Here is a 13,113-nt window from a genome sequence, read left to right as displayed (position 1 = left end):
GCAGACCTCGTCCGGTACGTGGGTGCAGATCTCCGCGGTCGAGGTGGTTGTCCGGTCTGCGGCGGTGCACAAGCTGACGGTTCAGGGGATGCACACCTACCATGTGATGGCACGGGACCTGGATCTCCTCAACCACAACTGCAATCGAGTTTTCTCAGTAAACTCCTCGGGATATGCCACAGCTCTCCCCGTGCACGAGATTGATTTTGTGGCTTACCCGGGCGGTGTGCAGAATTTCACCAATGCTATCGCCAATGGTCATAGTCCAATTGTTGCGAGATTGACCGGTCGTTCTGCAATTCGAGCCAATCGGAATGCAGCGCAAAGAGGTCAGCCTCGCCCGGGAGCCCTTGCGCAGGGCTTGTCATGGGAGGAGTTTCCATTTGCCTCTACGTATGAAGTAGGCGCTGGTGCCACGTTGCGTCTCATATCGCGACGGGAAAATGTGGCGCAAGGACGGGATTCGTTATAGCCCTTCTTGAGGGGTAATGGAATCCAGGGCGGCGGTCAGTATTTTGTGCGAGTCCAATAAATCGGGGGTTTCATGCTTTCCAGTGAAATTGAAGTTCTGATGGGCAAGTTGTCTCTCCTGGGCCGTCCAGTGGTTGGTCAACTCGTTCCGGGTAGCAATCAGTCCCGCGTGTCTGAATTTCTAGGGTCAGATGTGCCAGATGATGTGAAAACCTGGTTCGCTTGGTGCGACGGCGTCGACTGCCGTGCCGGACAGAGCCAGGATGACATCAATATTATCCCAGGATATTATCCACTCTCCCTTGTAGAGGCGATGGAGGTAAAATCCGATCATGAGGGTGATCCAGTTCTTGATGGCAGTTGGATTCCTCTGCTTGGCGGGGGAGGAGGGGACATGTACGCCGCTCTTTGGAGTCCTGGCCAGGATCCGGTAGTTGCCGGATCGCTCGTTGGTGAGATGACTGAAATCGAATTTTCTAGCCTGGGGCAGGCTGTAAGATTTTTCAACGAATGCTATGAGGCTGGTGCTTTTGGTGTCAACGAACAGGGTCAGCTTTACATAGATCCGGCTTCCTATGATGAATTGTATGAAACATTGCATGGGTGACCGAATTTCTCTCGGCTGTTTCAGTTTATTTGCTTCGTGAGAACTCATCTCAAAAGCCACGGTCATGCTTAATAATGCAGCCAAACTTGGAGATCTTGTTCTGATCGAGTCCCGGACATGAGACGACCACCGCTGTGATTATGTGGGTGTGTTGGATCCAGATGATCGGCGGTGGCCGTGCCGCCCACTGCAGGGGAGATCGGCCCAGTCGTCCGGGCGAACGGGTTCGACGACCTGTTCTCCCATGTCGTGGCCTCTTACTTCGGTCGCAGAGAGCCCCGGTTGCATGCCCGCTTCTACCTGCTGGGCCTGCTCAGCGGCCTGGAACGCAAGAACGGCTGGTCTCTGGCCGAGTTCGCTGGCGATGCGACACCGGACGGGATACAGCGGCTGCTCAACCACTCCCGCCGGGACGCCGATGGGGTCCGTGACGCCCTGCGCACCCAGACCACGGAACGGTTCGGCTGTCTGGAATGGGTACGGGTCGTAGATGAGGCCGGGTTCGAGAAAGGGGGCCTCCGCTCGGCCGGGGTGCAACGCCAGTCTCTCCCAGCCGCTACGCGGCCGGGAGGTACCCCCCGGCCGCGGGCAAGATCACCAACTGGCAGATCGGAGTGTTCTGCTCCTACGCCAACTCCAACAGACAGCGGGTGCTCATCGACTGGGAGCTGTATCTGTCCGAGTCTTGGTTCGCTGCGATGGACTTTCCGAGCGCGCACTTGGCGGTCAAGTCGGAGCTGGCCTGGAGGATGAGCGTCAGCCAGCGCTTTGCGTAGTGCAACGGTCTGATGGTGCCGCTCGAACCCCAGGATAGGGGCTTCCGGTTCAGGGCCGGATACGGCCTACAGGGCGGAGCGGCGCCCCCTGAGGGTCCCCGGCCCCTTGTAGGGGCGACTGTGGGGCGCTGGCGGGTGGACGCGTGGCGTCCCGGGGCCGGGCTCGGTACGACCCACAGGGGTCACAGAATGGCAAAGTGCTCCGCGAGGTCGACCCCCACCTGCACTCACCTTGTACTGGGGAGCACACGAGGAGCACACATGGCCCCCAAACGCCGCGAGGACCTCTTCCGAGGTCCTCGCGCACCCCATCTGACCTGGGATTTTGTGGCGCACCCGGCAGGATTCGAACCTGCGACCGTCGGATTAGAAGTCCGATGCTCTATCCACTGAGCTACGGGTGCCTGATTCAATTGTGGCCCTATATGGCAGTGCGTGATCGAGTTGTGACCGATCGTGCGCGTGGGGCCGCGGGGGTGTGCTGCTTGTGCCCCTGGGGAGACATTCTAGGGTATTCGTCAGATGTCACCCAAGGGAGGGCAAAGCATCACCAACTACGGTGATTCGTAGTTGCGTCTCGTTACCACTCGGGCTCCACCAAACCGGTCGCTATGGGCGTCGAGCCCCACGTTACCCGTGATTAACCCCCGGTGCGCTGCTGTGCCGCTGGCGTTTCGTGAACCTCTGGTCAGCCGCCCCGGGCCTGGGGCGGCCAGGGGGGTCAGAAGACCCACCATTGACCTGCCAGGATCATCAGTGATGCCACCGTGAACAGCATGAGCCTCCTCCTTGGGTCGACTCTAAGATGCTCCAGGTGTATGGGCGAATACATTGCGTGGCAAACGCAGGTTTGCAGGGGTTTGGCGATGAGAAGAGGCGCTGTTGACCAAGGGTGTGAGAGTCGGTCTGGTGGCCGGGTTCTGGCTGGACAGGACGGTGCCTGACCCGAAGAAGGGGCACCCGGTGGCGCTCTTCGGAGCTGCCGCCGGACGCCTGGAGCGGTGGCTCTACCGGGACTCGGTGGCGGCCGGTGCGCTGTTCGCGGGCGCCGCAGTGCTACCGGTCGTCCTGGCAGGTTCACGGGTGCGCCACCCGGCGCTGGTCGCGGCCGCGACCTGGGCCGTGCTGGGCGGCAGCATGCTCGGACGGGAAGCCGAGAAGGTCGCGCACGCCCTGGAACAGGGGGAGTTGGAGCGGGCGCGCCAGCTGGTGGGCGGGCTCTGCGGGCGTGAAGTCGCTCTACTGGACGAGGCTGGTCTCGCCCGAGCCGTGGTGGAGTCCGTGGCGGAGAACACCTCGGACGCGGTGGTGGGTCCCCTGGTGTGGGGTTCGCTGTGCGGGACCGGGGGACTGGTGGGTTTTCGGGCGGTGAACACGCTGGACGCCATGGTCGGGCACCGCAACGCCAGGTACGAACGGTTCGGGAAGGCCGCCGCTCGGCTGGACGACGTGGCTGGGTGGGCGCCCTCCAGGCTGACCGCGCTGTTGACGGTGCTGGCCGCGCCGGTGGTGGGTGGCCGACCGGAGCAGGCCTGGCGGGTGTGGCAGCGGGACCGCCACGCGCATCCGAGTCCTAATGCCGGACAGTGCGAGGCCGCGTTCGCGGGAGCACTGGGCCGGACCCTGGGCGGGTCCAACACGTACGGGGACCGGGTGGAGCACCGGCCGTCGATGGGGGAGGGGCCCTCCGTGGAGGTCACCGATATCCGTCGTGCGGTCCGGCTCGCCCGCGCGGTCAACTTGGGTGCGCTGCTGACGGCAGTGCTTCGGTGAACGGTGGGGGTGAACGGTTCGGGGGTCGCTCCGGTCGATAAACGTCTCTTCGGAGGTCCTGCTGGTGGCGGGGCCGCCTCTAACGGTGGTGGGAGCAGTAGTCACTGCGGGGCCGTGGAGGCCGTTGGCTACTCCGGACCTGGTGGTGTTGTCGGTCAGCCGGGTGACCGTACGGGACCTGGGTGGCATGGGGACATTGACCGGGCGCTGCCCCGGAGGGGCGGCCGCTACTGGGGTGTGTGGTGGCTGCCAGGTGCTGGTCGGGCGAATCCGAGAGCGGCTGCGGGGGCAGTCCTGGGGCTGGTGTTACTGCCGATGACGGTTGAATTTGCCGGCAAGAAGACGCTCTGGAGCCCGGCGGAATACGGTGCACCCCGCCGGGCGCCGGATGTAGAGCTGTCTCCAGGGTCGGGGGTCAGGCCGCGAGGGAGCGTGCGTAGTTGACCTGCTGGCTGAGGTGGTGCACGTAGGCCGGGTTGTTCACCATGATTTGGGTGGCGTGGTAGTGGCCGCCGCCCTGGACGGTGACCTGAACGTGCCCGGTCGTCTTGGTCTCCTTGACCAGGAGGAAGAGCAGACCGAGGAGGCAGGTCCACCAGAAGACGAGGATGGCGACGATGATCGCCCAGGTGGGGGTGGTCCGCTCTGTTCGGCTCATGTCGGACATGGTCCACACGGTCCCCTTGATGGGGAAGCGGCCGGACGGGGTGATCACGGTGTTCTGTGTGATCGCGATGTCCCCGATGGTGTCGAGGGTGGGCTCGGAGTGGTCTGGAACGCCGCTCGCGCCGAGCGGCTGGTAACCGCCGGTGGGGTTGCCGTAGGGCACGATCTGGCCGCCGGTGTGCTGTTCCGGAGGCAGGTCCCAGCCGGGGTTCCCAGCGTCGGGCTGCTGCCAGGGCTCACCCTGAGGGGGGTCGGGGTACTGGTTCATGGGGTGATTGTGTCAAAAGAGATCGATTGATCACGCCCCGCCCTCGAAGGGAAGCGGGTCGTGGCCGGATGTGGCCAGAGCCAACCCTCTGTGTCGAGGTCAGTACGGGGTGCGCGTTCGAATTTCTCCTGGTGTGGCATGGGTCACTGTAAACCACGGGATTTCGGGGACCGCGACCCACCTTCGGTCAGTAAACGTGAAAGTCTTTCGCGATTTCCTTACCCGTGAGTAAATTCGGCACATCCATCGCCTCCATCGCCCGCACCCCCAGGTGGTGACAGCACATGCCCCCGAACCTTCGAGCACCCTCCCCCGGCCCCGACCACTCCGGATCCGCACGTCCCGGGTCCGTCTCTGCCCGACCCCCCTCGCTCCGCCTCAGGCTCCGCACCGGAGCCGTGAGCGCGGCCCTCGCGGTCGTCGCGTCCACGGTCGCCGCCCTGCCCGCCGCACCCGCCATGGCCGAACCCACCTATGAGGACTACTGCGCGCCCGCGGGCTGCCTGGACATCCTCCCGCCCGGTCAGAACGGTAGCGCCACCCTGATCGAGATCCTCGGCCACCAGGCTTTCGGTACCCGGCCCAAGCACTCCTCCAGCCAGCTCGACATGTACGACAACCTCGTGCACCACTACGACGGCCTCACCGACGAGGGCCTCGACGACTTCTTTATCGACGCCAGCTTCGGCGTGGACGCGGGGAACGTCGACCGCCGGTACAAACCGCGCGCGGACGTCACCATCACCCGGGACCGTCAGCACGGCATCCCGCACATCGAGGGCACCACCCGCGAGGGCACCATGTTCGGTGCCGGGTACGCCGCCGGCGAGGACCGCCTCTTCCTCATGGACGTCCTGCGCCGGGTTGGACGCGGTGAACTCACCTCCTTCGCGGGCGGAGCCGTGGGCAACCGCGGCCTCGAACAGGACCTGTGGAGCACCGCGCCCTACACCGAGGAGGACAAGCAGGCCCAGGTCGACCGGGTCGCGAACAGTGGTGAACGCGGCGAGCAGGCCCTCGCCGACGTCGACGCCTACCTGGAAGGCGTCAACAGCTACATCGACGCCGCCGACCGCGGCCGCTACTTCCCGGGCGAGTACGTCCTGACCGGCCACAAGAACGCCATTACCAACCGGGGAAAGATCGAGCACTTCACGCCCACCGACGTGGTCGGGATCGCCGCGATGGTCGGCGGCATCTTCGGTGGCGGTGGCGGCGGCGAGGTCCAGGCCGCCATCGTGCTCGCCAACTTCCAGGACCGCTACGGCGCGGAGGAGGGCCTGGAACTCTGGCACGCCTGGCGCATGGAGAACGACCCCGAGGCCTCGGTCAGCGTCGACGGCGAGTTCCCCTACACCCAGACCCCGGACAGCCCGGTCGGCGAGGTCGCACCCGACCCCGGTTCGGTCGAGCCCTACAGCATCGTCCACGACGAGTACGGATCCGCGGCCTCCGCCGCCACGGCCGAACCCCGCGCCGGAACCTCGGCCGACGAGGACGCGCCCGGACCCGACGCGCCCACCGTCGAGGAACTCCCCGAGGAGCAGCAGGCCGAACTCGAGCAGATGGTTGAGGACGGCGACCTGTCCGCCGTCGAGGGCATCTTCGACGACGGGGTCCTGCCCGAGGGCTTCCTCGACCCGCGCGGCATGTCCAACGCCCTGCTCGTCTCGGGCGCCCACACCGAGAGCGGCAACCCGGTCGCCGTCATGGGACCCCAGACCGGCTACTTCTCCCCGCAGCTCCTCATGCTCCAGGAACTCCAGGGGCCCGGGATCAGCGCCCGGGGTGCCTCCTTCGCGGGGGTGAGCTTCTACGTCCAGATGGGCCGCGGCGTTGACTACGCCTGGAGCGCCACCTCAGCGGGCCAGGACATCACCGACACCTTCGCGGTGGAGCTGTGCGAGACCGACGGCTCCGACCCCTCCACCTCCTCGCGCGCCTACGTCAACACCGCCGGGCAGTGCACGGACTTCGAGGAGCTGAGCGTCAGCAACGACTGGAAGCCCACCGTCGCCGACGGCACCCCGGCCGGGGGCTACACCCTGACCTCCCTGCGGTCCGAGTTCGGTCTGGTGCGGTCCTTCGCCACCGTGGACGGCTCCCCGGTGGCCTTCACCGAGCTGCGGTCCACCTACATGCGCGAGGTCGACTCCATCCTCGGCTTCCAGCAGTTCAACGACCCGGACGCGGTCACCTCCGCCGAGACCTTCACCGAGGCTGCGGGAGACATCGGGTACGCGTTCAACTGGCACTACGTGGACAGCGAGGACATCGCCTTCGTCAACTCCGGCGCCAACCCGGTCCGGACCGAGGGCACCAACCCGAACCTGCCCATCGACGCCTACTCCGGCTCCGGCTGGTCCGGCTGGGACCCGGCCACCAACGAGGCCGACTACCACCCGCAGTCGGACCACCCGCAGGAGATCAACCCGGACTACATCGTCAACTGGAACAACAAGCCCGCCCAGGGTTACACCTCGGGCTGGTCCACCGGCTCGGTGCACCGCAACGACCTGCTGGACGCCAGGGTGGCCGGGCTGATCGGAGAGGGGCACCAGTTCACCCCCGCCTCGCTCACCGCCACGATGATGGAGGCCGGGGTCGCCGACCTGCGCGCCGAACAGGTTCTGCCCGTGCTCCTGGAGGTCCTCGACACCGAGGCCGTCGAGGACCCCGAACTCGCCGAGACGGTCGAGGCCCTGCGCGCCTGGACCGAGTCCGGCTCCCTGCGCCGTGAACCCCAGCGCGACGCCGGGTACTACGAGCACGCCGACGCCATCCGCGTGCTGGACGCCTGGTGGCCGCTGCTGGTCCGGGCCCAGTTCGAACCCGGCCTGGGCGAGGACCTCTACACGCAGCTGACCCGCGCCGCCTCGGTCGACGAGTCCCCGTCGGGTGTCGGGCACGTGGGTTCGGCCTTCCAGTACGGCTGGTGGTCCTACGTGCACAAGGACCTGCGCACGGTCTTGGGCCAGGACGTGGAGGGCACGCTCGGTGACGAGGTCTACTGCGGTGAGGGTGACGTCGACTCCTGCCGCACGGTCCTGCTGGACAGCCTCGCGGAGGCGGCGGCGGTCCCGGCGGGCGACGTCTACCCCGGCGACGAGCACTGCTCGGCGGGTAACCAGCTCTGCGCGGACACGGTGATCCACCAGGCGGTGGGCGGTATCGGCATGTGGCCGATCGCCTGGCAGAACCGGCCCACCTACCAGGTCGTCTACCAGTTCTCCGGCGGAAGGTGACCGGGCGAACCGGGAGGGGACTCCCGGGCCCCGGAGGCCAAGACCTCCGACAGTGACGGACGCGGTCCGCGGTGCCCCGGCAACGGGGGCGCCGCGGGCCGCGATCGTGCATCCGTTACGGGGATCTTGTGGTTTGGCAGGCTTGTGTGGGTAGCTTTAGGGATACCCGAAACCACAGCGGGGAGGGCCACAGGAAAATGCCTGTCTGGCTGATCTGGATCATCATCGCGGCCGGGCTCGGAGTCGCGGAGTTCTTCACGCTGACCTTCGTCCTGGGCCTGCTCGCGACGGCCGCACTGATCGCCGGCCTCCTGGGCGCCATCGGATTCCCGGTAGCCGTGCAGATCATCGGTTTCGCCGCCGCGGCCGCGGCCGGACTCGTCCTGGTCAAACCGATCATGGACCGACAACTTAAGCGCGGCCCGGACGTACGCTCCGGCACGGCGGCCCTGGTCGGCCGCTCCGGTGTCGTCCTCCAGGAGGTCGACGCCGACAACGGAAGAGTCAAGCTTCAGGGAGAGGAGTGGTCGGCACGCTGCATCGACGAGGATCTGGTGATCCCGGTGGGAGCGCATGTGGACGTCATGGAGATCGACGGTGCCACCGCCGTGGTCTACCCGCGTGAGGCGCTGCCCGAACTACCCGAACAGAACCGCCCCGAACAGAACTGAGCACGAGCGGCAACGGACCCCTTCACCACCTCGATCCGTAGCCCGACACGGAACCGCATCACAGCCACGACCTCGACTTAGGTACAGGTGCAGAACATGGAATCTGCCATACCGCTCATCATTTTCGCCGTTCTCCTGGTCGCCATCGCGTTGTCGGCGATCCGCATTGTCCCGCAGGCGCGGGCGTACAACATCGAGCGCTTCGGGCGCTACATCCGCACCTTCGACCCGGGACTGAACTTCATCATCCCGGGAGTGGACCGGGTCAACACCAAGTTTGACCTGCGCGAACAGGTCTTCACCTCGCGCCCGCAGCCGGTGATCACCGAGGACAACCTCGTGGTCAACATAGACACCGTCCTGTACTACCAGATCACCCATCCCAAGGCGGCGGCCTACGAGGTCGCCAACTACATCCAGGCCATAGACCAGCTCACCGTCACCACGCTGCGCAACGTCATCGGTTCCATGGACCTGGAGAAGACCCTCACCTCGCGCGAGGAGATCAACACCCGGCTGCGCGGGGTCCTGGACGAGACCACCGGCAAGTGGGGCATCCGCATCAACCGGGTCGAGATCAAGGCGATCGACCCGCCGCCCACCATCAAGGAGGCGATGGAGAAGCAGATGCGGGCCGACCGCGACAAGCGCGCGGCCATCCTGCACGCCGAGGGTGAGCGACAGTCTCGCATTCTCAAGGCCGAAGGTGCGCGTCAGCAGGCCATCTTGGAGGCCCAGGGTGACCAGCAGGCGGCGATCCTTCGGGCCGACGGTGAGGCCAAGGCGATCGAACGCGTCTTCCAGGCGGTGCACGCCAACAACGCCGACGCCAAGCTGCTCGCCTACAAGTACTTGGAGACCCTGCCGAGCCTGGCCGAGGGCGACGGCAACACCTTCTGGGTGATCCCGGGCGAGCTGACCGAGGCGGTCAAGAACGTGAGCCACGCCTTCGCGGGCGAGGCAGCCCGGAGCGCGCCCTCCACCACCAAGCGGCAGGGCGAGGCGGAACCTTCGGAGGGGCCGACGCAGATCACCGGACCCGACCCCGCACAGGCCTCCGCCTCGGCTCAGGCGGCGGCGGACGCGGCCCAGGCGGCCGAACGCGCGGTCGCCGACGCGCGCGACGACGTCCGCAGGGCCGGCGCCAGGATGGGGTCGACACCCGAGCCCCGCGATAGCGACTGATCCCCGACGCACGAACGAGGAACGGCGGCGGTGGCGGTCCCGGCGAAAAAGGGGGACCGTCACCGCCGCCGTCAGGCTTCAACCGGGGTCTCTAGACCGGGGTATCCAGACCGGCGGACTCCGGGTGGGGCTCAGACCAGCAGCAGCTTGCCGGTGGTCTCCCGCGAGGCCAGGTCGGACTGCGCCTGACCGGCGTCGCCGAGCTCGTAGCGGCCGCCGATCCGCACGTCCATACGGCCCTGTTCCACCAGCCCGAACAGGTCGCCCGCCCGGCCCAGGAGCTCCTCGCGGTCGGCCACGAAGTGGGCGAGCGAGGGACGGGTCAGGTACACCGAACCCGCGCTGTTGAGCCGCTGCGGATCCACGGGCTCCACCGCGCCGCTGGACTGGCCGAACAGCGCCAGCACGCCGCGCGGGCGCAACGACTCCAGGCTGGCGTCGAAGGTGGCCCGGCCGACCCCGTCGTAGACCGCAGCCACGCCCTCGCCCCCGGTGAGCTCACGCACGGCCGGGGCCACCGGGGTCTCGGTGTAGCGGATGATCTCGTCGGCGCCCGCCTCCCGGGCGGTGTGCTCCTTGGCCTCGGTGGAGACGGTGCCGATCACCCGGGCGCCGCGCGCCTTGGCCAGCTGGGTGATGAGCAGCCCGGTACCGCCCGCGGCGGCGTGCACCAGCACGGTCTCGCCCTCGGCCACCGGGTGCACCGAGTGGGTGAGGTAGTGGGCGGTCATCCCCTGGAGCAGCAGCGCGGCCGCCTGCTCGGTGCTGACGGCGTCGGGTACCGGCAGCAGCAGGGAAGAGCTGACCACCGCCTGGTCCGCGTAGCCGCCCGGAGACATCGCCCAGGCCACCCGCTGCCCCACCTCGAAGTCGCGCACACCCTCACCCAGGGCGGCGACCACACCGGCGGCCTCCATGCCGGGGATGTAGGGGAGGGGCACCTGGTAGGCGCCGCTGCGCTGGTAGACGTCGATGAAGTTGACGCCTCGGGCCCCGACGTTCACGAGCACCTCGCCCGGGCCGGGAACGGGTGCCTCGGTCTCGCCCAGCCGCAGCACCTCGGGGCCGCCGAACTCCTCGATCACGATCGCGCGCATGCTTCTCCTCGCTGGGGCCGACCCGCCTCCGGCTGGGAGGCGGGGTCAGTCGTCGACGTTGATCCTGTGCAGAGCGTAGTTCGTGTAGAGGGCGGCGATCGGCTCCGTGCCCGCGCCGGGGCGCATGACGATGCCGACCCGGCGCCGCTCCTCGTCGTCGAGGGCACTGTCGTCCGGTAGGGGCTGATGGTCGGTGGTGGAGAGCACGAGCTCGTCGTTGACCCACATGCGCAGGTCGATGTAGGGGTCGTCGCCCTCCTCGGCCACGTACTCGCAGGCGAACTTGAGGTTGTTGGTGACCAGTTCGGCGACCTGCACGTCGTAGGGCAGGCCCTCGACCCCGGAGTCCTCGTCGAAGAGGTCGAAGGTCTCGAACCCCGGGACGTCCGTGGTCTCGGCGATCGCGGTGTCCCCGCTCTCCTCCGTCACCCTGCGGATCTGCGCCTGCTGGCCGTCGAAGCGCAGTAGGGCCTCGTACATGGTGCGCTCCTCGTCACCGGACTGGTCCCAGCAGCGCACACCGAGGTTGGACTCGGCGGGGCCCTCGACGGGTACCAGGTCGGTGCTGATGAGGACGCGGTCCGGGGTCTCCCTGTCGTAGGGGATCACTGTGCCCCGGGACGGGTTGCGGGTGGGGTCGAGCTGGAACACCACGGCGTTCTGCCCCGCCCAGTATCCGTCCGAGTTCTCGGGGTCCTGGGGGTCGAAGGAGCGGGTGTCGTACCAGCCGGGGTCGGTGGCGAAGTCCGTGACGTAGATGCTGGTTGTGTTCTCGGGCGGGGCGTCCGAACCGGAGAACAGCATCGTGGCGCCCACGCCGAGGACCATCACGACCGCGGCCGCGGCGCCGCTCACGAGCATCAGCTTGCGGCGGCGGCCCGGAGCACTGGCACCGCCTCCGCCCGGGTGCTGCCCCGGGCCGTCCGGGTTCTTGGGGGTGCCGGGACCACCCGGGCCACCCGGGCCGCTGTGCGCGGCGTAGGCGGGCTGTCCGTGGGACGGTGACTGCCCGTAGGGGGCTTGCCCGTACTGGGGTTGCCCGTAGCGCGGTTGGTGGGGCTGCTGGTGCTGGCCCGCGGGAGGGTAACCGCCGCTCGGCCCGCCGTGACCGGCCTGGTTCGGGTACCGGCCGTAGCCGCCCTGCTGGGCACCGGGCTGAGGGCCGGGCTGCACCGGGTTCGCGTACGGGAACTGCTCCGGAGGGTTCTGCTGCCCCTGGTACCGCGACTGCGTCTGCTGGGTGGGCGGTACCGACGGCTGCGCCTGACCGGTCGGAGAAGCCTGCTGCGACGCCGACTGGGCGGACGTGTGCGCGGGCGGGGTCCGCGTCGGGGCGTCGGGGTTCGAGGGCTGGCCCTCCGGCGGGGTGGAGGCAGCGCCCGAAGCCTGTTCGGCCAGCTCCGGATCGCTGGTCTCCGGAGGCAGACCGGGCACCGGGGAACTGCTCGGCGGAGCCCACGAGGTGCTGATCGTGCGCCGGATCTCCGCCTCCTCCGGATCCTGCTGGCCGGTCAGCCGGGCGAGCAGCTGTTGGGAGGTGGGCCGGTTCTCCGGCTTCTTGTCCAGCGCGGCGCCGACCAGGTCCAGCAGGCTCGGGTCGAGCCCGTCCAACTTGGGCTGCGCCGAAGAGATGTTGTGCAGGACAGCCGGGACGGTACCCGCGTCGAAGGGTGCCTTCCCGGTCCCGGCGAAGGCCACCAGGCAGCCCCACGCGAAGATGTCGGCCGCGGCGGTGGCCTGATCACCCAGGATCAGCTCGGGCGCCATGTAGGAGGGGGTGCCCATGAGCTGGCTGGAGCGGGTGACTGCTCCGCTCGCGTCGTCCAGGGCGCGGGCGATCCCGAAGTCGATCACCTTGGGGCCGACCGGGGAGAGCAGGACGTTGGCGGGTTTGAGGTCGCGGTGCACGATCCCCGAACCGTGGATGGCGGTGAGCGCCGCCGCCACGCCCATCGCCAGGCCCTCGAGTGTTCCGCCGTGCATCGGCTCGCCGTGCCGGACCGCCTCGTCCAGGTTCGGGCCGGGCACGTACTCCGAGACGATGAAGAGGGGCTCGCCCTCCAACCGGGCGTCGATGACCCCGGCGGTGGAGAAGCGGGCGACCCGGCGCGCGGAGGCGACCTCGCGCGCGAAACGCAGCCGGAAGGACTCGTCGTCGGCCAGGTCCGGGTGAATCAGCTTGACGGCCACGGAGCGGTCGGCGGAGTCCTTGGCGAGGTAGACGGTGCCCATGCCACCGCGTCCCAGACGGCTGACGATGCGGTAACCGTTGAGTTCGCGCGGGTCCCCCGCGCGCAGGGGTTTGCCGCTTTCGTGTCCGTTGGACGTCACAGTTGGGGGTCCCTCGTATGGAT

10 protein-coding genes, 1 tRNA gene and 1 pseudogene are annotated in these 13,113 nt (G+C 67.7%); 7 read left to right on the top strand and 5 right to left on the bottom strand.

What is annotated here, in order from left to right:
• The 3 genes and pseudogenes from D457_RS35955 to D457_RS37845 form a co-directional block, all read left to right on the top strand.
• Window positions 1-472: NucA/NucB deoxyribonuclease domain-containing protein (locus D457_RS35955; protein ID WP_204367475.1), on the top strand; the 472-nt coding region annotated here is incomplete at its 5' end.
• A 72-nt stretch (window positions 473-544) separates the two neighbouring features.
• On the top strand, window positions 545-1,078 hold the full coding sequence (locus D457_RS35950; protein WP_152514365.1) for an SMI1/KNR4 family protein: 534 nt from the start codon (window positions 545-547) through the stop codon (window positions 1,076-1,078).
• 171 nt (window positions 1,079-1,249) lie between these two features.
• A pseudogene (locus D457_RS37845) lies at window positions 1,250-1,582 on the top strand (transposase); the annotation flags it as partial.
• Between the two features lie 121 nt (window positions 1,583-1,703).
• On the opposite strand, the gene D457_RS37300 reads toward D457_RS37845, so the two are convergent.
• Window positions 1,704-1,859 (bottom strand): hypothetical protein, encoded by a 156-nt coding sequence (locus D457_RS37300; RefSeq protein ID WP_239646221.1) that lies wholly within the window; start codon window positions 1,857-1,859, stop codon window positions 1,704-1,706.
• A gap of 323 nt (window positions 1,860-2,182) precedes the next feature.
• Window positions 2,183-2,258: transfer RNA gene (locus D457_RS0125620), tRNA-Arg, on the bottom strand.
• A 478-nt stretch (window positions 2,259-2,736) separates the two neighbouring features.
• Here D457_RS0125620 and D457_RS0125615 point away from each other — a divergent pair.
• Window positions 2,737-3,627: a cobalamin biosynthesis protein gene (locus D457_RS0125615; protein WP_017583537.1), complete on the top strand. Its 891-nt coding sequence runs from the start codon at window positions 2,737-2,739 to the stop codon at window positions 3,625-3,627.
• Window positions 3,628-4,042: 415 nt separating this feature from the next.
• Here D457_RS0125615 and D457_RS0125610 read toward each other — a convergent pair whose 3' ends face one another.
• Window positions 4,043-4,561, bottom strand: coding sequence for a hypothetical protein (locus tag D457_RS0125610; protein WP_017583536.1), 519 nt, complete (start codon window positions 4,559-4,561; stop codon window positions 4,043-4,045).
• Between the two features lie 398 nt (window positions 4,562-4,959).
• On the opposite strand from D457_RS0125610, the gene D457_RS0125600 reads away from it, so the two are divergent.
• The 3 genes from D457_RS0125600 (at window position 4,960) to D457_RS0125590 (ending at window position 9,662) form a co-directional block, all read left to right on the top strand.
• On the top strand, window positions 4,960-7,806 hold the full coding sequence (locus D457_RS0125600; RefSeq protein WP_017583534.1) for a penicillin acylase family protein: 2,847 nt from the start codon (window positions 4,960-4,962) through the stop codon (window positions 7,804-7,806).
• Window positions 7,807-8,003: 197 nt separating this feature from the next.
• Entirely contained in the window at window positions 8,004-8,477 is a 474-nt protein-coding gene (locus D457_RS0125595) for an NfeD family protein (protein ID WP_017583533.1), read from the top strand.
• Window positions 8,478-8,573: 96 nt separating this feature from the next.
• Complete coding sequence (locus tag D457_RS0125590; RefSeq protein WP_026117026.1) at window positions 8,574-9,662, top strand: SPFH domain-containing protein; 1,089 nt, start codon at window positions 8,574-8,576, stop codon at window positions 9,660-9,662.
• A 131-nt stretch (window positions 9,663-9,793) separates the two neighbouring features.
• Here D457_RS0125590 and D457_RS0125585 read toward each other — a convergent pair whose 3' ends face one another.
• Together D457_RS0125585 and D457_RS0125580 are read right to left on the bottom strand one after the other, a co-directional pair.
• Window positions 9,794-10,759: a quinone oxidoreductase family protein gene (locus tag D457_RS0125585; RefSeq protein ID WP_017583531.1), complete on the bottom strand. Its 966-nt coding sequence runs from the start codon at window positions 10,757-10,759 to the stop codon at window positions 9,794-9,796.
• Between the two features lie 45 nt (window positions 10,760-10,804).
• The gene (locus D457_RS0125580) at window positions 10,805-13,090 is read right to left on the bottom strand and encodes a serine/threonine-protein kinase (RefSeq protein WP_017583530.1); all 2,286 of its coding nucleotides are present in this window, start codon (window positions 13,088-13,090) and stop codon (window positions 10,805-10,807) included.
• Window positions 13,091-13,113 lie beyond the last annotated feature (23 nt).

This window comes from Nocardiopsis valliformis DSM 45023 (assembly GCF_000340985.1).
Lineage (GTDB): Bacteria > Actinomycetota > Actinomycetes > Streptosporangiales > Streptosporangiaceae > Nocardiopsis > Nocardiopsis exhalans.
This window is presented reverse-complemented; position numbering and strand designations above follow the sequence as displayed.